At 45.5% G+C, this 20,617-nt stretch carries 9 protein-coding genes; 8 read left to right on the top strand and 1 reads right to left on the bottom strand.

The window, feature by feature from the left end:
- The first annotated feature begins 272 nt into the window (after window positions 1–272).
- From PREMU_RS13850 to PREMU_RS13815, 8 genes are all read left to right on the top strand, one after another.
- Window positions 273–1,757 carry a hypothetical protein gene (locus PREMU_RS13850; RefSeq protein ID WP_007576241.1) on the top strand — a complete coding sequence of 495 codons (1,485 nt, stop codon included), beginning with the start codon at window positions 273–275 and terminating at the stop codon, window positions 1,755–1,757.
- A 27-nt stretch (window positions 1,758–1,784) separates the two neighbouring features.
- Window positions 1,785–4,892: a SusC/RagA family TonB-linked outer membrane protein gene (locus PREMU_RS13845; protein ID WP_007576240.1), complete on the top strand. Its 3,108-nt coding sequence runs from the start codon at window positions 1,785–1,787 to the stop codon at window positions 4,890–4,892.
- 40 nt (window positions 4,893–4,932) lie between these two features.
- The gene (locus PREMU_RS13840; RefSeq protein ID WP_007576238.1) at window positions 4,933–6,969 is read left to right on the top strand and encodes a RagB/SusD family nutrient uptake outer membrane protein; all 2,037 of its coding nucleotides are present in this window, start codon (window positions 4,933–4,935) and stop codon (window positions 6,967–6,969) included.
- Window positions 6,970–7,004: 35 nt separating this feature from the next.
- On the top strand, window positions 7,005–8,072 hold the full coding sequence (locus PREMU_RS13835) for a BT_3044 domain-containing protein (RefSeq protein WP_007576236.1): 1,068 nt from the start codon (window positions 7,005–7,007) through the stop codon (window positions 8,070–8,072).
- Window positions 8,073–8,105: 33 nt separating this feature from the next.
- Window positions 8,106–9,920, top strand: coding sequence for a BACON domain-containing protein (locus PREMU_RS13830; RefSeq protein ID WP_007576232.1), 1,815 nt, complete (start codon window positions 8,106–8,108; stop codon window positions 9,918–9,920).
- Between the two features lie 116 nt (window positions 9,921–10,036).
- On the top strand, window positions 10,037–13,225 hold the full coding sequence (locus PREMU_RS13825) for a M60 family metallopeptidase (protein ID WP_007576230.1): 3,189 nt from the start codon (window positions 10,037–10,039) through the stop codon (window positions 13,223–13,225).
- A gap of 561 nt (window positions 13,226–13,786) precedes the next feature.
- On the top strand, window positions 13,787–15,094 hold the full coding sequence (locus PREMU_RS13820; protein WP_007576229.1) for a hypothetical protein: 1,308 nt from the start codon (window positions 13,787–13,789) through the stop codon (window positions 15,092–15,094).
- 171 nt (window positions 15,095–15,265) lie between these two features.
- Complete coding sequence (locus tag PREMU_RS13815) at window positions 15,266–18,601, top strand: glycoside hydrolase family 95 protein (RefSeq protein WP_007576227.1); 3,336 nt, start codon at window positions 15,266–15,268, stop codon at window positions 18,599–18,601.
- Between the two features lie 409 nt (window positions 18,602–19,010).
- Here PREMU_RS13815 and PREMU_RS13810 read toward each other — a convergent pair whose 3' ends face one another.
- Window positions 19,011–20,495 (bottom strand): sulfatase family protein, encoded by a 1,485-nt coding sequence (locus PREMU_RS13810; protein ID WP_050796472.1) that lies wholly within the window; start codon window positions 20,493–20,495, stop codon window positions 19,011–19,013.
- Window positions 20,496–20,617 lie beyond the last annotated feature (122 nt).

Below are 20,617 nucleotides of genomic sequence, written 5' to 3'. Positions count from 1 at the left end.
ATTGTTATATTTCCATTATTATAACAAGACCGAACGGACATTAATATCACATCTTCTCTTTGTTTTCGACTTGTTGAAAAGTACGCTATAAAATTAAACAAAATATTTATATTATATTTTCTTACCCCTTATAATTAACGTTTAGTGTTAATTATTGTCAAGAGATACGTTAAACTTAATTTGATTGTAATAGTATTATAAATAAAATAATTAATTTTGTAGAAACATATCAAAATAATTAAACTTCAACTTAAATACTAACATTGATCTATATGAAGAGTAAAAAAATTTTTTTAGGTTTGGCCTTGTTAGGATCCTTGACATGGATGTCATGCTCAGACAAGAATTCTGATTCGGGCAGGGTTGCTTTCGATCCTTCGAAAGCTATTGTAATAGAGGATTTCTATCCTGACAGTGGTGGTATAGCAACCCCCATGATTATCACAGGTTCGAATTTCGGCTCTGATACGACAGGGTTGAAGCTATGGTATGTAGACGAAGATGGAGTGAGGCATAAGGGTGGTCTCGTGTCATCCAATGGTGAGAGGTTGTATGCTTATGTGCCATCTGGTCTCACTTACAAGCGTAATATTAAATTGGAAGTAACACGTGATATCAACGGAGACACCATCTTTGGAAGAGCAGGCCGCGACTTCCGTTATATTACTCAGACGGCTGTGACAACGATTGTCGGTATGCAGACGACCGATGCGCACGCTACAAAGTGCGATAAGCTGCTTTCATCCAGTCTTTCAGCCCCGGGTTATCTCTGCGTGGACGATGAGGACAATATCTTTATTGTGGAGCATCGTTTTGATGATGGTTCTACAGGCTATATGGACTGTCGTAACGAAAAGAATGAGAATGTAAAGGGAATCGTTCTACGCGCAGATACCAAAAAGGATGAGCTAACGCTTTTGCAGGAGAATGGTTGGAACTCTTCAAAGATTAATGCCCCAGCCTATTCTACGGAGCCCGGCTTCGAGGGTATGTATGTGCCTGATGATGGCGGACGTGTTTACTGGTCTTTGATGAAAGGAAACGATTATGCTGTGAAGAAGACACAGTTTATCAATCCTGAGGGCTATTCCACCCTGGATGACAAGAACTACAAGTTCTGTTTCGTCATCAATAAAAACGATCACATGCTTTATACCGTGATGTATCATGGAGAGTTGCTGCGCATCAATCCTAAGACGCGCAGGGCTGAGCTTCTGCTTAAGAAGGTCGGAAAAGATAATGGTAAGAGCGGAGACGGAGGCGGTAACGATAGCTATTGTGCTTTCAGTCCCATCCAGCCTAACCGTTTGTTCATCTCTTTTTCCGATTGTCATGAAATATGGTATGTGGATGTCGACCAGCTTTCAGACAAAGACTCTCTTACCTATCACGGAGAACCTTATGCCGGCATAGCAGCTTACGGATCTGTCAACTATACCGAGGGTAAAGGATGGGAAGACGGCTCTCTCAAGAATGCAAAGTTCAACTATCCTCGTCAGATTTGCTTCACTAAGGATGGACGACTCTATATCGCTGATTCTCAGAACCACTGCATTCGTAGCATCGATACAACGCAAGGAGCTAATGCAAGGGTCACAACACCCATCGGTGTCCCTGGAAGTAGTGGTTATGCTGACGGAGGTGTTGAACTGGCTAAGTTTAATATACCAATGGGCGTTGCGGTGAGCTCTGATGGGGAAAAAGTCTATATCGCTGATATGAAGAATCAAGTCATCCGAGAATTGAGTATTAAGTAACCTATTTTTTTCAACTAACTATTATTTATGAGAAGAATATTATATGTCTTGTTTCTCTTACTTGCGTTCATGACTTACAGTGCGCATGCTTATTCTCAGAGCGCTCAAACCAGACAATTCTTTGTAGCCGGTACCGTCTTTGATGATACTGGTGAGCCGTGTGTAGGTGCCACGATTCGTATTAAGAACGTTCCGGGTAATGGCACTGTGACGGACCTTGATGGAAAATTCAAGATGAAGGTAGCTCCCGGAGCCACGCTTCAGTGTGAGTATCTCGGTATGGAAACGCAGACGGTGACGATCCTAAAGGATGAGCCTGCTCTTCAGATCCATTTCAAGTCGAGTAAAGGTAAGGATATTGATGAAGTCGTTGTTACAGGTCTTACTTCCCAAAAGAAGGTCTCTGTCGTAGGAGCAGTGTCAACAATTGATATGGACGAACTCCGTACGCCTGGTACTTCTCTCGTCAACATGATTGGTGGTCGTATGCCCGGTGTCATTACAATGCAGACTTCTGGTGAACCTGGACAGAACCTGTCCAACTTCTGGGTACGTGGTGTCTCTACCTTTGGTGCTGGAGCCAGTGCCTTGGTACTCATCGATGGTATTGAGGGTAGTCTGAATGACATTGACGTTGATGACGTGGAAAGCATCTCTGTGCTGAAGGATGCTGCTGCTACTGCCGTTTACGGTGTGCGTGGTGCCAATGGTGTGGTGCTTGTCACAACAAAGAAAGGTAGTAAGGATAAGATTCAGATTACTGCCCGTGCTACGGTTAAGCTCTCGCATATCAAGCGTTTGCCAGAGTATGTCAATTCCTATGACTATGCTAAACTCGCCAATGAAGCTCGTGCCGTGTCCGGTGAGTCAGACCTCTATACGCCTATCCAGCTCGACATCATCCAGAACAATCTCGATCCTGAGCTCTATCCAAATGTTAACTGGATTGACCAAATCATGAAGAAGAACTCTCTGCAGGAGAACTACTACGCCAGCGCTCGTGGTGGTGGTGATGTGGCTCAGTACTTCGTCTCTATCGGTTATCAGCATGAGGGTGCCGCTTACAAGCAGCAGGAGAACCAGTTCCATAAACCCCTGTCTTATGACCTCTTGACCTATCGTGCAAATATCAACATGAATCTCACTAAGAATAGTGAGCTCTATTTCGGCGTTGACGGAAATGTGTCCAACTATACCACTCCCGGTGGCAAAACAACCAATCAGGTGTGGTCTGACGTGCTTCAGCTCAATCCGTTGATGTTCCCTGTTACATACGCCGACGGCACACTGCCAACCTACGGTCAGAATGACCTTGTGTCTCCTTTCGCAGCCCTTAACTATCAGGGTTACAATTCTCAGGATAAGACACGTAACATGATTACGCTCAAGTTCACACAGCGGTTCACAGGATTTCTTAAGGGGCTCGTGGGGTCTGTACAGGTAATGAATGACCGCACTTCCAACTTCAATGAGCGACGTCTGGTCACTCCAGACTACTATCGTGCTACAGGACGTTCGTCTACGGGTGAGCTTATTAAGACTTTGCGTCAGAAACAGACGGATATGAGGTATTCAAGCTCTGATGTCACATGGCGTAAATACTATCTCGAAGCTAAGCTCGACTATAATAAGAAATTAGGATTCCACAATATTGGTGCCCTCCTCTTTTATTATATGGAAGACCAGAAGCAGTCAGACTGGGGTAGCTCTGATCAACTCGGTATCTCCGCTATTCCTAAGCGACGTCAGAACCTCTCCGGTCGTCTTTCTTACGGATACAACGATACATACTTTCTTGATGCCAACTTCGGTTATACAGGTTCAGACCTCTTTCCTAAGGGAGAACGTTTCGGTTTCTTCCCGTCTATCGCTCTTGGTTGGGTGCCGACATCTTATAAATGGGTACAGGAGACGTTGCCGTTCATCAGTTTTTTCAAGATCCGTGGCTCTTATGGTCTTGCCGGTAACGATAACATCTCGAATACACGTTTCCCGTATCTGACCATTATCAACAATAGAGCAGGTACGACATGGGGTTACAACGGCAGCGGCATTATTGAGACACAACAAGGTGCAAATAATCTCAAATGGGAGGTAGCTAAGAAGTTTGATATAGGTGTTGATGCTAACTTCTTCAATGACGCAGTGAAACTGACGGTGGACTTCTTCCGTGATACGCGTGACCATATCTTCCAGAGACGAGTCACACTGCCAGAATGGGCTGGTATGGTCACTTATCCGTATTCCAATGTCGGCCGTATGCACTCTTTTGGTTCAGATGGCAACTTCTCTTTTTACCATAAGATTAACAGAAACATGGACTTCACTATTCGTGCCAACTACACTTGGTCGCAGAACATCATCGATTACTACGAAGAGAACAAGTTGGCTTACGACTATCAGAGCCAAACAGGTATGCCTTATGGAATACTCCGTGGTTATATCGCAGAGGGACTCTTCAAGGACAAGGTGGATATAGCAACAAGTGCAGACCAATCGTCTTATCTCGGTACCGTCCGTCCCGGTGACATTAAGTATCGTGATGTCAATGGTGATGGCATCATCAACAGTGATGATAAGGTGCCATTGTCCTATTCAAATAATGTGCCGCGTGTGATGTATGGCTTCGGTGGTGAGTTCAACTATAAGGACTTCACATTGAGCTTGCTCTTCAAAGGCAATGCCGGCGTGAAATATTACCGTGTAGGCATGGGCTATGATGCCGGTTGGATTCCGTTCTATAATGGTGAGATGGGTAATGTGCTTAAGATGGTCAACAATCCCAAGAACCGCTGGACACCCGCTTGGTACTCCGGCGATCCCTCAACAGAGAACCCCAATGCTATGTTCCCGCGTCTGTCTTATGGCAGTAATACAAACAACGGTCAGCTCTCTACTTTCTGGCGTGAGGATGGTTCCTTCCTGCGCTTCCAAGAGCTGAACTTCCGTTATGTCTTCCGTCATCGCAAATGGTTGAAGGCTTGCGGATTGTCCTCTCTCGAGACCGACTTCGTCATCAATAATCTCTTCACGATTGACAGTGTGAAGTATTTCGACCCTGAGCAGGCTTGGTACAACGGTGCGGCTTACCCAATCCCGACGACCTACTCACTCCAGCTTTACTTCCGCTTCTGATGATCGTCATTTATGAACGATATAATAATAAGAAAACAGAATGAAAAAACATATTTTCCTTGTTGGAGCTGTTGCTACGCTGTTTACGGGCCTCTTTGCTACCTCCTCTTGTAGCTTCCTCGACCAGGACGACAACTTCAACGCCATTTTCAAGGAGGACTCCATCTTCCATTCCGCACAGAATGCCAATGGCTACCTCTATTATACGCCGACGATGTTTCCTGATCCCGGTAACATCTGGGGTAGCTCGTGGACCCCCGGTGAGACGGCATCAGACGAGATCTGTGTCCGTTGGCAGACCTCAGAATTCTGGGGTGCACAGTTCACTGTGGGTAATGTCAATTCTGAGAACGTGCCAAATTGGAGTCTGTGGTATCAGATGTACAAGGTCATCAACCGTTGCAACCGAATGTTAGCTAATGTCGACAAAGTCGGAGACATGAAAGAGGGTGACCGTACTGAGTACAAGGCTATGGTGCATTTCCTTCGCGGATATGCTTATTATAACTTATTGATGAACTGGGGCCCGTGTCTGATCGTCGGTGATGAGATTGTGTCTACTTCAGAGGGTGCAGAGTATTACGATCGTGAGCGTTCAACGATGGACGAATCGATCGACTATATCTGCAATGAGTTTGCTCAGTCGCTCAAGGGTCTGAAGAAACCTCAGGATCAGTCGACCGCTTATTTCGGAAGACCGACCAAAGGCACAGCCTTGGCTTTGATTGCCCGTCTGCGCCTTATCCAGGCTTCTCCTACGTTCAACGGAGGAATCTATGCCAAGCGTTGTTTCGGCTCTTGGCAGCGTAAGAGTGATGGTACTTACTATGTCAATCAGACCTACGATCCTAAGCGCTGGGCTGTCGCTGCCGCCGCTGCTCAGCAAGTTATAGACATGGGTTATTACAGACTGCATACCGTGGAGAAGAATAAAGACAATCCTTACCCGCTCGATGAGAGTGTTCCTACCGCTGCTTTCCCTGATGGAGCCGGCGATATCGACCCGTATCATTCTTTTGCCGACATGTTCAACGGTGAGGATATGGCTAAGGTAAACCGTGAGTTCATCTGGGCAGAAGAGTCTTCTTCTCCTGTCCTAACCTACACTAAGCACTCTTTCCCCGTTAACTATGGCGGCTGGGGTGGTATGTCTATTCCTCAGCGTGTCATCGACTGCTTCCTGATGAAGGATGGTAAGAAGCCTTCCGAGTCTCCTCTATATAAGGATGACCTCAGCGAAAAAGCTACAACGAAGACTTATGGTGATTGCAAGTTTGCCAGTGGTACGCCTATGATGTACGAAAATCGTTCAGCCCGTTTCTATGCAAGCATCGGTTTCCCTGGCCGTATCTGGCAGATGAACAGTTGTACGGATGGTAACTACAACAACCAGACTTTCTGGTACTCGACGGATGATACCAAGGCAGGAAAGAATGCTGCCGGTAATAACCCGAACGATTACAACGTCACTGGTTATGTGCCCTTCAAGTATATCCATCCCGATGATTCCTGGCACGGAAAGGACGGCGCTGCAACGATCAGCAAGCCGTTCCCCATCATCCGTTATGCTGAAGTATTGCTGGAATATTGTGAAGCCACTAATCATGTCACAGGGTCAGAGCAGGTACAGACATGGGATTCAAATGGTAACCTCGTGGATGTCACTGTGACTCACAATACCGATGAGATGGCAAAGCAATTCAATATGATCCGTTATCGTGTCGGTCTTCCTGGTGTAGATGCCGCAACGCTTGCCAGTGAGGATGCTTTCGATGCAGTCATTAAGAACGAGCGTCAGTGTGAACTCTTCGATGAGGGCTATCGCTACTTTGACACTCGTCGTTGGGGCACTTACTTCACGGATGACGCAGAGTCTTTCAACTGGAGAGGTCTAAACGTTTATGCATCGGGTAACATTAATGGAAAGAAAGATGGAGAATTCTTTAGCTTGGTCTCCATCAATGAGCAGAATATCCGTGATCGTAAAGCTCTCATGCGAATGGTGTTCCTCCCACTGAAACATTCTGAGCTCTTGAAGAGTCCGAAGATGGACCAGAATCCCGGTTGGTCACGTTAATTCTTGTACGTTAACTTTTGATAAATCTCTTGAAAATGAACATAATAAATTTTATAGGTCTGGCCTTTGTTGCAGCGCTTGTTACACCCATTGTGACCTCTTGCAACAACTACGACTTTGACCAGAACGTTTATCCCCACAAAGTGTCGTTGATGGCAGGAAGTGACCGCATCTATGACCGTACCACAGTCAACCTGTCTGCGGTGGAGGATGGGACGGCCTCTATCAAGCTAGTCGCCACGCTTAGTGGCTCTCTGCTTGCCGACAGAGACTATCACGTGACAGTGGCGCACGACGATTCCCTCTTCAATGCCTATAACAAATCGAACTTCGATGTCGACTCTTCAAAGTTTGCGCACCTCCTTCCTGCTGAATACTATGAGGATTCTTCTCTCTCCGGAACGATTTCGGCTGGTACGAACAAGTGCACGTTCGATATTAAGCTGAAAAATCTGGATAAGTTGTCACCGGATAGTACTTATTTCCTCGACTATAAGATTATTCAGCACGATGCCGAGGCTATCGCTACGGATAACAATAAGCTGGACTCGCGTCTCGACCATGTCCTTCTGAAGATTACGTGGAAGAATGACTATGCTTCAACAGCCACTGCGTATAACTATCAGTTGACAGGCACTCAGGTTATCAATAATAATACCAAGAGTGTAGCACGCCCGACGAATACAGTTCGTGCATTCTCTATCGATGCACATTCCGTACGCTTTCTTGCTGGTGACGAGAGTTATTCCGACTATACAAAAGCTTTGCATGACATCAATGTCAAGAGCATCATTGTCACAGTAAATAGCCAGACAGCTACTAATCCAGATGCTTACAATATCTCTATCAAGCCTTACAAGAGCGATTCTCTGGAGGTAGAGACGCTGACACCTTATGGTGAGTATGACAACACGTTCCTCCTGAATAAGATTGGCGGAAGTGCCTCTTCCAATGCCACTTATTATAAAGAGTTCCGTCTCCACTATAAGTACCGTATCTTGACAAACATTAAGCAGAAGGACGGTACATGGACGCCCGGCCCGTGGAAAGAGGTGCTCTGCAAGATGCGTTACCAGTACAATCCACGTGCTGATCAACTTTAATAGGATTCTTCCGAATTAATAATTTGATACACAATGAAAATAAATATTCAAACGATTCTGTCGGTCTTGTTTGTAGGTGCGCTTGGACTTGCATCCTGCTCTACAGACTATGATACAGACTTCACGGATAAAGAGCTGGAGGTGCCGCATTCTTCACAGCAGACAATTGCCTTTGACAAAGAAGGCGGCACACATGACATTACTGTCAAGACCAATGTGGCTCTAGATGAGTGGACTGCTACTTCCAATGCCATATGGTTGACAGTGGAAAAGAAATCGGATGGCTCCGGCGTAACCGTTACAGCTCCAGGCTATACAGGATTCAAGAAACGTCAGGGCAAGGTGACCATTGCTCATGGTGACAAGTCATCTTACGAGATTCAGGTTGTACAGATGGGTACACAGAGTGTGCTGACTGTGCCCGAACAAGATCCTTTCTTCAACCGTGACGGTGTCTACACGGCTTATCTTGAGAATTCAACGACCTCATTAGATATCCCCGTAGAGACCAACCTCAATATTGACCATATCGTAGTGCCTGATACTGTCAACTTCGTCCATCTCGATACAACGAAGACGGTTAAGGACAATGGAACGGTCAAACTACATCTTGATCTTGATAAGAACGCTACATCGTCTGACCGCTACTGCACCATGCAGCTACAGAGCTCTGACGACTGGGATGCTACAATCAATGTTCTCCTCGTTCAGTCGGCTAAGGGCCTGAAGGTTCGTGGTGTCTATCCGTCCAATACAACTGATAGGGTGGTGAGTGTCAATATGCTTGACCTTCCACGCACTTATCGTGTACCGTTCCAGCGTACATCTGCTGATGGCACTTATACCATCACGGTTCCAGAGGATGCCAAGAGTTGGCTGACTTATGACAGCAAGATCAATAAGACGAGTGGCTCTGAGCTTCGCTTCACGTCGAAGATCAACTCTACGGATGCTACACGTTCTGCCGATGTCGTTTGTACGCCATCAAGTGGTACTGCACAGTCGTTTACTATACATATCACGCAGGAGGCCTTCCAGAATATCAATCCTACAGGAGTCTCTAACCTGAGCGTTACTCCGGGTGCCGGCTCTTTCGCTATCAAGTGGACGGCACCAGATGAAGTTGACTACGATAAGATTATCGTCACAGCTACATCAAAGCTTACGGGTATTCCTGTTTCTACGAAGACACTGGACAACATAGCTACTTCTTGCACATTGGATGATGTTTACAGGTTTGCCGGCGACTACACGATCACCGTTACTACTGAAGGCTTGCGTGGTAAAAAGACACAAAACGTGGCTTCCAAAACGGCTGCTGTTGCTAGAGAGTGGACAGATAATGTTGAGGTGCCTTTGAAGGCTGATATGGTCACCACGAACTCTTTCAAGGCTGGTCATGAAGTGAGCTGTGCTGTTGATGGAAGCAAGTCTACCTACTTCCAGACGAGTACATCAGGCAAGACTTCTGATCCACATCCTTATATTGAAATCACGCTTGATGAGCCTATCACCGGTACGTTCTTCATCAACTTCGATGAGCGTAAAGTAAGCAGCGATGACCGAAATCCCAAAAAGGCAGAAATCTATGGATCTGCCAATGCTTTCACCTCTTCAGATAAAGCGCTGAATACTATCACCTATCGTTCTGTGAATGGTGTGGGTGAGCCTCTTGACAATGTCACAACGACAGCTAAGTTGACGCACCTGCTCTTCGTGCCAATTCAACACAAGAAAGGCACCAATATCCTTAATGGTGGCGGTACTTCTTATTGGTATCTCGCAGAACTTCATCTGTACCTCGTCCATAACGAGGCATGGAAGAAAGCACAACTCGGTATCAAGTAATTCTCTGAAATAATATCTCTGTCAGCAACAATAGTTGCTGACAGAGATATTATTTCTATGCATAACCTGATAAGTTTTTTGTTAGTATTCTAATATGTACAATTTTATTTTCTAATATGAAAAAGAATCTATTTCCAAAAACCTTGTTAGTGTCGCTAACTTTAGGAGCTACTCTTCCCGTGCTTGCTGCATCTCTACAAGGTTCATCGCTGCAGAAGGTTCAAGATGAGAACCAAACGATGAAGACGGGAGTCTACTACATCGTTAACGACAAGCGTGTGTCTGGAACTGACCTGCACGTTTATGTAAATGGTACGAAACTCTGGGCAAATAAATTCTCTACAGAGCCTGCCACCCATACGGATGTTTTTATCTTTCATTCAAAGGGCGATGGAAAGTACACCATTCAGAGTCTGAGAAATGGACAATATGTTCAAACGGCTTCTGATAATAATGTTGTCTATTCTACAGGCACTTCACCTTATCAGTTCTCGGTGATTTATCAGGAAAAGTCAAAAGGTACTGGTAAGTCGTATTTCAACATTTACAACGAAAAAGATAAAAGCGATTGGTGTTGGCACCTTGATGCCAATAAGCATGTTGTCCGTTGGCATCCGCTTCAGTCAGATGGTAATACAGGTTATATCTGTCCGAGTGAGTTTCGTCTGGATGAAGTGACCACGATGACGACCGACTCTATACGTGCCCTCCTTGCCAATAAGACAGGAGCTGTTGACCCAACACTTGATACGACCATGTATTATCAGATAGTCTCGGAGCCGTACAGTATCTCCATGCGTGACGATTATGTCAATGGACATCTGTCAACAGAGACATTCGATAAAGATGATTATCTCTTCTATTGGAAGCTGATAAAACTGTCTAACGGTCGTTATGCTTTCCGTAACGCTATCACGGGAAAGTATATCCTTAATCAGAATGGTGCAACAAGTAAGTTCTATACGACAACAACGGAAATTGGTAACGGATTCAAGGTGAAACAGAACTTGTCGGATCCTTACCTCCTTCTCTTTGAGATGTATGACAGTGACAACGTAGGTATCCATTGCCCGGAATCTCAAGGTTATAACCCTGTTGGTTGGACTGTCGGTTCTGAGGCTAATAAATGGCTGTTCAAGGTGGCAACGCTCGACACTGCCAAGTTTAAGACTCAGCAAGCGGCTTATGCTGAGCGTGTTGATCTGACAACCAATGCTAGTACGTATGCTAGCTTGATAAAGACTTACTTTACTGATGAAGCTTGCACAACGGTTACAGATGAAGTCAGGAACATGACGGACGATGACCTCAAGGCTAAGATGACCGCTGCTAAATTGGCGCCCGAGCTTCAGAATGTTGTTCTGAAGATGAAGGACCAAAGTTGGCAGAGTTACACAAGTGGCACCAACTGGGAGAAGAAGTACCGAATCGCTGACTACAATGTCTACAGCGAATACAACTATAATAACTGGGCACAGGCCATGGGATTGGGTAACAACTTTGGTGACCTGACGAATCCTACTGGCGTCACAGCGAAGGACGGCGATAATATCTTCATCTTCGTCGGCGACGATATCCCTGATGGTGCAACACTCGGTGCTCAGCTCGTGCCTTTAGGTTCTCGTACGGGTAATAACTACGAGTTGAAGAAGGGTCTGAACATCATTCTGAACCGTGGTGAGAAGAGTATCTTCATCAATTATATTGGTTATACCTATAATAAGAATAAGAAACTGTCTGATTTCAAGCCGCTCAATATTCATATCGAGGGTGGTAAGGTTAATGGTTATTTCGATGTGACGAAAGGTGATACCGATGATGACTGGATGAAGATGCAGGATGATGGCCTCGTCTGGGCCAAGGCTTTCCAGATGAAGGACACGATGATTGTCATGCACATGCCTGGTGCTGATGTTAAGCAGTATACGCCTGTGAAGCTTTTCGAACTCACAGAATTGTGGAACAGCATTGTTTCCCGTGAGGAATATCTCATGGGCTTCCGTGGAGCACAGAAAGAAAAATGCAACAATTTGCTCAATGCTACGGCTGTTGATCATGGATATATGTATGCATCTACCAGTGGTACCTATTATAACTATAATACACTCGGAACGGTACTCAATTATGATGCAATGAACAAGGGAGATGGCTCTCTGTGGGGTCCTGCTCACGAGTTCGGTCATAACCACCAGCAGCTCATTAACATGGCAGGTATGACGGAGATCTCAAATAACGTGTTCTCCAACATGATCCTTTTTACCTCCGGCCATGTGACCTCTCGTGCAGAGCTCTGTACTTATACGGATGTAGATGGAAAAAGATATGAAGGTGTTCCTGAAAGTAAAATTCAGACCTTTGCTGATAAGTACGCAGCCAAGAAATACTGGTTCGAATATGGCACGTGGGGCACAACTCAGATGTACTATAAACTTTATCTGATGTTCCATGCTGCCGGTAACGATACCACATTCTTCAATAAGTGGTTCCACTACCTTCGCCGTAACAAGATGAAGAATCGCAATACAGACCATTGCACCGGCCCTGACGATTACTTGAACTTTGCGTTGGCTTGTTGCGATGCCGCCAAGCAGGACCTCTCAAGTTTCTTCCAGTCATGGGGTTTCTTCTACGATGTAAAAGATGTGGTTATCGGCGATTACAGCAACACAACGATGAATACCACGAGAGCCCAGTGGCAGGCAGCTTTAGCGAAGATGCATACTTATCCGAAGGGCCCGGGCAACAACATGATCTTCATCGATGATCATATCCGAAAGACACCTGCTACTTATCCCGGACATGCAGCCGGTGAGTCGCGTGCTGACTATAATAATAATGTGAGGGTTGGTTCTATGGGTGACTTTGGCTCCTGGGATCAGTTCTGCCCCGACAGTCTCGGACAAGGCTGGGCTAACCAGGTAAGCATGAAGACCGATGCACAGGGTAAACGTACCTATACCTTTGTGCCGATGAACAATCATGTCGTCGGTTTCAAGATCTACAGCAGTGGTGATACGCTCATCTACTTCGCCAACACGAAGACTTTTACTATCCCGGCAGCCGTGATGAAGAAGGCCAATAATGATGTGAAGGTGAAAGTTTGTGGTTCTGATGGTTCTGAGGTAGACCCAGGTGTTGCTCCTTCTACCGATATTCGCAAGGTTGCCGTGACTGGCAACGCCAAGGTTAATGTCTATACCATTTCAGGTATACTAATCAGAGAAGGTGTAGATGCTGCTACTGCTACTGACGGCCTCGTGCGAGGTGTTTATCTTGTCAATAGAAAGAAGATAGTAATCAATTAGGCTTCTTTCCGTTTACTTACAACAAGTGGTCATCGGACCGCTTTTCCATTGTCTGTCGAACGTCAGCCGATTGTTTGTCGAACGTCGGCTGATCGCAAAAGGATAAAAATAGAACGTAATCTAATGTTATGCCGGTACGCTACAGAGGACAGGGCTTGCCAATATCTATTTCTTTGAGTGCTGACGGAACTCGGTTCGTTACGTAGACTTCATCCTCGCTTGATCCTTTCTGTGCTTGTGTTATCGGTTACGTAGAACTTGCGAAGGATGCCACGGTCACGGAGTTGCCAATCTATATAAATGGTACGCCTGCAACATCTATCCATGGCGTGTTCCATTCTACACCTATATTCAATAACGTGTATGGCATTGACGGAACATATACGTATATGAAGACACCAGCAGAATAATAAACTATTAATAACTGTATACGATAAATAATATAGTTAAAACTATAAAAATAAATAGTCAAAAGTATTGGATTTAATTCAATAATTTAGTAGTTTTGTTCACGAAAAAGTAGAAATATAATCTAAATACAATTTAAACTAAATCCGTTCTATGAAAAAAGTATTTACTCTTTTAGCAATGAGCCTCATTTCTCTGGCTACATTTGCAGTCGATTACCTTCCGACTCCGACGAGCGGCGAAAAGTATTACATCACTATCGGCTCGAGCCATGCAGGCTATGTCACTGCCGGTGATGATGGTGCTGTTTGTACAGCAAAAGTTGCAAGTGCTGAAGATCAGGCTAAGCAGACCTGGACCTGCACGCAAGCAGAAGACGGTACCTGGACTTTCACACTGAATGTCGATGGTCAGACATGGACATTGTATACCAATTCTAACAGCCGCTTGGCAGCTGGTACTGATGACAATGTTGCTGACAACTTCAAGGCTTTCACCTTGACAACAAGTGATGATGAGGCCTATAGCACTATTCAGATGTTGGAGACTGTTCCTGATAACGGTCAGGCTTATGCCAACATCTTCGGTGGTCAAAAGCTTGGCAACCAGTATGGTCCTTGGTCTGTTCCTGATGGTGGTTCTCAAGTTTATTTCGTTGACCCTTCTGAGGTCGAGATTCCTACCTGGAACTTCGATTTCAAGACCTTCAATGCTTCAGACAATAGCACTCGCTATTTCATTGAATTCGCCCGTACCGATTGGAGATCAAAAGTTCAGCCTCCTTATGGTGACGAGGGTCTGACCGGTTCTAATCTTGTTTTAAGTGTTGACAACGATACGCTTATTGCAGACTCTGTTATTGTCGGCGACGCAGCTTTTGCTTCAAAGATTTGGCATGTCGTTTCTTTCGATGCTGAGTCTCATGCTATCAAGCTCGTGAACGAGAACGGTCAGTACATTACTTATAAGGATTTTGAAACTCCTTTGGTATCTGGTAATAAGCTGTTTAATTGGAATGAAGCGACAAGCTCTTGGGTACGTACAAATCAGAGTGGCGGCGGTGAAATGAAAGCCGGCTACATGACCACTACCAATCCTGATGAAACAACTCTTTATGTGTTCAAGAGCAATTATGGTTCTGAGAACTATGCAATCGGCGACACGGACGATTCTTCATCAAAGAACTTCATCAATGCTTGGGGTAACATAGGCTATCACCATCCGATGGGTAAGTGGACTGCAGACGATCAGAACTGCGCGCTTAAGTTCGTGCCTATCATAGAGGTCCTCTCTGCTGATCAGATTCCTTCTGTTCCGACAACAGGCATTAAGACCATCACTCCTGCAACAAAGGCTGCTGACAGCACCGTTTACACTGTTGACGGTCGCGTAGCAGGTAAGAGCCTGAAGGGTCTGGCTAAGGGCCTCTACATCGTCAATGGCAAGAAGGTTGTGAAGTAATTCCTTTTCCAAGTGTTAACAACTTCAAAATGATTTCATAATATCAATATTAAAAGGTGGTGAAAAGATTGTGTTTCGCCACCTTTTTCTCTCTCATAACAATTTTTTTATCTTTGTCGTGTTTCGTATAACAGCAATGCGCTATATCCTAACAAATAGACTCGAAAATCAATGAAAATTCAGAAGTGGTTTTACGTCGCTTTATTGGCTACCGCTTTACCTTCAACGACCTGTCTGGCTCAAGATTACCCAAAAGTCAGTACAACCGGTGATGAGTATTGGTACTATGTGAAGTTCCTCCGTACCGGTAATGTATTGGAGAATGAGGGAAGTGATAAGCAATGTAAGACAGCTGTTGCTAAAATTTCAAAAGAGAGTTCACGACTCTGGAAGATTGTTTCTACAGGTGCAAGTAACGAAAAAAAATATCAACTTGTCTCAAAAGCTCGTAACACTATTTATGTGAATGGTTCAAACAAGAACAGTTCACGTTTCTCTACAAACAAGACAGCTACAGGTACGAACGCCTTCCAGATATTTTACAGTACAAACACAAGCTATGGTTATGATGCTTTAGAGATTGCCACTGACTCTACGGCTAATATCGCTATGAACCAGGTTGGTGAGGTTAAAGCCGGACAGCTTATCGGCCTTTGGAATAAGGGCGATATGAGCAATGTTTTAAAGTTCTATTCTAAAGAGAATATGGAGTTTGACTATTCTATGCCTCAGATTTCTACTGCTTCAGATCTTCATTACTACTTTATTCAATTCCAGAACGGAAAATATTATCTTGCGGCAAACGGCCTGAAGAACAGTTGTATCGTTGGTACACTGTCAGGTAATGACAGAAATGCTATACTTTGGCGCGTTTACCAGATCGGTGATAAGTATAGTTTTACCAATAAGTTAGGTCAGACCCTTTATATCACTAAGAATAGTTCGCCGAAGACTATTAATGTAGAGAACGATAAGAGTTCAGCCGACTCGCTTTTCTATATCGTTAAGTCTTCGAATACGCTTGGCGGCTTTGAGATTGGTACAGCCACGAGTGGTCAGAACTTCTTCAATATATATCAAGGAAACAAAGTTGGAAATAAGATTAGTGTATGGAATTTGGGGGACAATGGCAATGTCGTACGTTTCATTCCTGAGTCTGACATTGTCTCGGTTATAAGCATTGCTTCCTATACCCCGAAGAATAAATACACTTTGTGGTATACGCAGCCGGCTGAGAACTGGATGACCTCCTGTCTGCCCATCGGCGATGGACAGTTCGGTGCTACACTTATGGGGCAGATTGCGGTCGACGACATACAGTTCAACGATAAGACACTATGGAGTGGCAAGCTCGGCGCCCGCACCAGCTCTGATAACTATGGCTTCTACCTCAATTTTGGCAACCTCTATATTATGAGCAAAGGTATGCATTCAGCCACCAATTATGTACGCTATCTTGATATCAACGATGCGATAGCAGGTGTCAACTTTACTTCTGATGGTGTCGATTACCAACGCTCTTATTTTGCCTCTAATCCCGATAGTTGTATCGTTATCCGTTACAAGGCTTCTCAGAATGGTCACATCAACGCCGTGCTGAGACTCAAGAATCAGAACGGCAAGGATTCATGCTATAATATTGACAATAGTCAACAGGCGACGATCAGCTTCAATGGCACCATCGCCCGCCAGGGAGACTCGGGCGTGACGGTGGAACCAGAGTCATATGTCTGTTCTGCCCGCGTTGTCATCGATGGCGGCTCACTGAAAAAGAATAGTGCAGGCCTCATTGAAGTGATCGGCGCCAACAGTATGATCATTTATCTGCGCGGTCTTACCGACTATGATCCAGATGCTCCGCAATATGTATCCGGTGCTGCCTTGCTGCCTACACGCGTAGCTGCTATCGTGCAGAAAGCGCAGAAGAAAGGCTATGAGACACTGCTTGCTGCCCATAAGGCCGATTACAAGCAATGGTTTGATCGTTGCCAGCTTACGTTGTCCAATGCAAAAAACAATATTCCGACACCAACACTTATTGCCAATTATAAGAACGATCCAAAGGCTAACCTCTTCTTGGAGGAGCTGTATTTCAGCTATGGCCGCTATTTGTTGATCAGTTCCAGCAGAGGTGTCTCTCTTCCGGCTAACCTTCAGGGTATCTGGAACAACAACAACACGCCGGCATGGCATGCTGACATCCACTCGAATATCAATGTGCAGATGAACTACTGGCCGGCTGAGCCTACGAACCTCTCCGAACTCCACATGCCTTTTCTCAACTATATTTACCGTGAGGCTTGTGTCAAACCTACGTGGCGTCAGTATGCCAAAGATATGGGTGGCGTGAATGCTGGCTGGACACTCCCGACGGAAAACAATATCTATGGTAGTGGCACCACTTTTGCCCCAACCTATACCATTGCCAATGCATGGTATTGCCAGCACCTGTGGCAGCACTATCAGTATACGCTTGACAAGGACTATCTAAGGCGTCAAGCCTTTCCGGCGATGAAGAGCTGTGTGGAATATTGGTTTCAGAAACTCGTCAAGGCAAACGACGGTACATACGAATGCCCTGATGAATGGAGCCCTGAACATGGACCAACGGAGAATGCTACGGCACATAGCCAGCAACTGGTGTGGAACCTATTCAACAATACCCGTAAAGCGATAGCTGTTTTAGGCAAAAGCGTAGCTTCTAAAGAATTCCGCAATAAACTCAATAACTATTTAGTAAAAGTAGACGATGGCTGCCACACTGAGAAGAATCCACTTGACGGCAAAACTTATCTGCGCGAATGGAAATACACCTCACAATTCAATAATCCGCAGAAGATCGGCATTTATGAATATAAGAATCACCGTCATATCTCTCATCTCATGGGTCTCTATCCCTGCGACGAGATAGGGCCGGACATTAACAGAGCGATTTTTGATGCCGCCAGAACATCACTCATCGCCCGTGGTGACGATCACGGAACCGGATGGTCACTCGGGCATAAGATGAATCTCAATGCGCGCGCTTATTTAGGCGACCACTGCCATAACCTCATCAAACGCGCTCTGCAACAGACCTGGACCACCAGTGTCAACGAGGCTGCGGGAGGCATTTACGAGAATCTGTGGGACGCCCATGCGCCTTATCAGATTGACGGTAACTTTGGTTTCACCGCAGGTATCGCTGAGATGCTTTTGCAAAGCCGCTTTGATAAGTTAGAAATTCTGCCGGCACTTCCAACAGAGTATTGGCTCAAAGGCTCCGTCTCAGGATTGAGGGCTGTGGGCAATTTTACCGTTGACATCACCTGGGACAATGCGATCGCCCAAAAGATTACCATTGTATCTCATTCGGGTACGAAGTGCGTGGTCAAGTATAAAGGCATTGAGAAAGATTATCGTATTACTGATAGTAGTGGGAGAAAAGTGAAAACGGAAACGGTAAAAGCTGGAGAAATCAGCTTCCCCACGTTGAAAGGCGGAATATATACGATTGATAGGATTTAATAGGACGCGCATTCAATGTCCTGAAAAGATATTTGTATCGGGTTGTCCTGATGTGTTGCACTCTGATCTTGAAGTATCTTTTCAGAAGACAGTCCGCTATAGAGAATTTGCACGGACATAAATTCTATTTCCCGCTTATTGGCCTTACAAGTACCATGAAACTATGCTTCCGCAAGAGAGGAAGATAGCGGGCAGTCCTATACTGTGTAGAGCTATATCCAACCAGAATCTTAAGCGCGCAGGGTATACTTGTTTATCTGATGAATCTACCAAATGACTACCCAAGATGGGAACTGCCGTATGCCGAACGGCACGTACGGTGGTGTGAGATGTCGGTGAACACGAAAGTAGGAGATAAGCACCTATGACTGGTGTTTACCTCCCACTCGATTGTGTACCAGATCGATGGCTACTTCTTAAATCTGATTGGGTCATCGTACTGCGTTTGCAGACGAAGGAGCTCCCTTTTGAGTTGTTGGGTAATCTTCTCCATTCCTGGTTTACCATAGAGATTGTGCATCTCTTCCGGGTCTTTCTTCAGGTCAAAGAGCTCCCACTCGTCGATGTCGTTGTAGAAATGCATGAGCGAATAACGTCCTGTGCGCACGCCATAATGACGGCATACACTGTGTTCGGCGGGGTATTCATAATAATGATAGTAGAGCGATTTACGCCAGTTCATCACTTTCTTGCCTTCGAGGAGCGGCAAGAACGACATACCCTGAATGTCTTTTGGTACTTTGATGTTGGCAAGCTGCAGGAATGTCGGGGCGTAGTCGATGTTCTGTACCATCTGCGTGATGTCACCGTGCTTTCCTCCTGGTATATAGACGAGCAGCGGCGTGCGAAAACTTTCCTCGTACATGAAGCGCTTGTCGAAGAATCCATGCTCACCCATATAGAACCCCTGGTCAGATGTATAGACAATCATGGTGTTGTCGAGCAGGTTGTTGTCTTTTAGGTACTGGATGACACGTCCTACATTGCGGTCGATGGAAGTGATGACACGGCAGTAGTCGTGCATATACCGCTGATATTTCCATTCGGCAAGAGCCTTTCCCTTGAGGGAATCGCGCTTGAATTTCTCTATGATGGGCTTATAGTGACGGTCCCATTGCGCACGCTGTGAGGGTGACATGCGATTGTAATTGTTGAATCCCCATGTCTCCAACTCTTTATCATTGGTGTGCACATCAGGGTCGTACATCTTCAGATCATATACGGGATTCATGTCCTTGATGATGTTCATCTTTTGTTTTTGCGCCGCCAGACGCCCCTCATAGTTATCGTAGAAGTTATCGGGCATGGGATATTTCCGGTCGTTGTATAGATCGAGGTCGCAAGTGTCCGGTGCCCAGACACGGTGCGGCGCCTTGTTGTGGAGGAGCAGGCAGAAGGGCTTGCTCTTGTCGCGTTTATTGCTGAGCCAGTCGAGAGCCACATCGGTAACGATGTTCGTGACATATCCCGGTCTTCTGATCCGCTTGCCGTTACGGATGAAGTCAGGGTTGTAGTAGTCGCCCTGTCCGATGAGGATGTCCCAATAGTCAAAGCCTGTAGGCAGCGATGTGAGATGCCATTTTCCGATCATCGCAGTCTGGTATCCGGCCTTCTGCAAGAGTTTCGGAAAGGTCTGTTGTGAGCCGTCAAAGGTCTTCGTGTTGTCTGTGAATCCATTTTTATGGCTGTGCTTTCCCGTGAGCATGCAGGCACGGGAGGGCCCACTGAGCGAGTTGGCCACAAAGCTATTGGTGAACCGCGCTCCGTGGCTGGCGATCCAGTCGATGTTGGGTGTCTCCACGAAGCGGTTGTCATAAGCGCTGATGGTCTGATAACTGTGGTCATCGCTCATGATGTAGATGATATTCATTGGCTTCTTCGCCGTTTGCCCCATGCTCACTACTGCATAGCCGCAAGTGAGCAAGCCTGTAAGAGGTAAATATAGTTTTTGCATTATGTTATAAATTATTATTCTTTGGGAGATGAAGAAAATAGACTTTATAGACTATTATAGAT

Origin of the sequence: Hallella multisaccharivorax DSM 17128, from assembly GCF_000218235.1 — a bacterium.
GTDB lineage: Bacteria > Bacteroidota > Bacteroidia > Bacteroidales > Bacteroidaceae > Prevotella > Prevotella multisaccharivorax.
The sequence above is the reverse complement of the archived record's forward strand: the minus strand, read 5'-3'. Positions and strand labels throughout refer to the sequence as shown.

What these genes read in the sequence shown, in the direction of transcription:
- PREMU_RS13840 (WP_007576238.1), top strand. Translation starts at nt 4,933, where the DNA reads ATGAAAAAACATATTTTCCTTGTTGGAGCTGTTGCTACGCTGTTTACG.
- PREMU_RS13830 (WP_007576232.1), top strand. Translation starts at nt 8,106, where the DNA reads ATGAAAATAAATATTCAAACGATTCTGTCGGTCTTGTTTGTAGGTGCG.
- PREMU_RS13850 (WP_007576241.1), top strand. Translation starts at nt 273, where the DNA reads ATGAAGAGTAAAAAAATTTTTTTAGGTTTGGCCTTGTTAGGATCCTTG.
- PREMU_RS13815 (WP_007576227.1), top strand. Translation starts at nt 15,266, where the DNA reads ATGAAAATTCAGAAGTGGTTTTACGTCGCTTTATTGGCTACCGCTTTA.
- PREMU_RS13810 (WP_050796472.1), bottom strand. Translation starts at nt 20,495, where the DNA reads ATGGGGCAAACGGCGAAGAAGCCAATGAATATCATCTACATCATGAGC.
- PREMU_RS13845 (WP_007576240.1), top strand. Translation starts at nt 1,785, where the DNA reads ATGAGAAGAATATTATATGTCTTGTTTCTCTTACTTGCGTTCATGACT.
- PREMU_RS13825 (WP_007576230.1), top strand. Translation starts at nt 10,037, where the DNA reads ATGAAAAAGAATCTATTTCCAAAAACCTTGTTAGTGTCGCTAACTTTA.
- PREMU_RS13820 (WP_007576229.1), top strand. Translation starts at nt 13,787, where the DNA reads ATGAAAAAAGTATTTACTCTTTTAGCAATGAGCCTCATTTCTCTGGCT.
- PREMU_RS13835 (WP_007576236.1), top strand. Translation starts at nt 7,005, where the DNA reads ATGAACATAATAAATTTTATAGGTCTGGCCTTTGTTGCAGCGCTTGTT.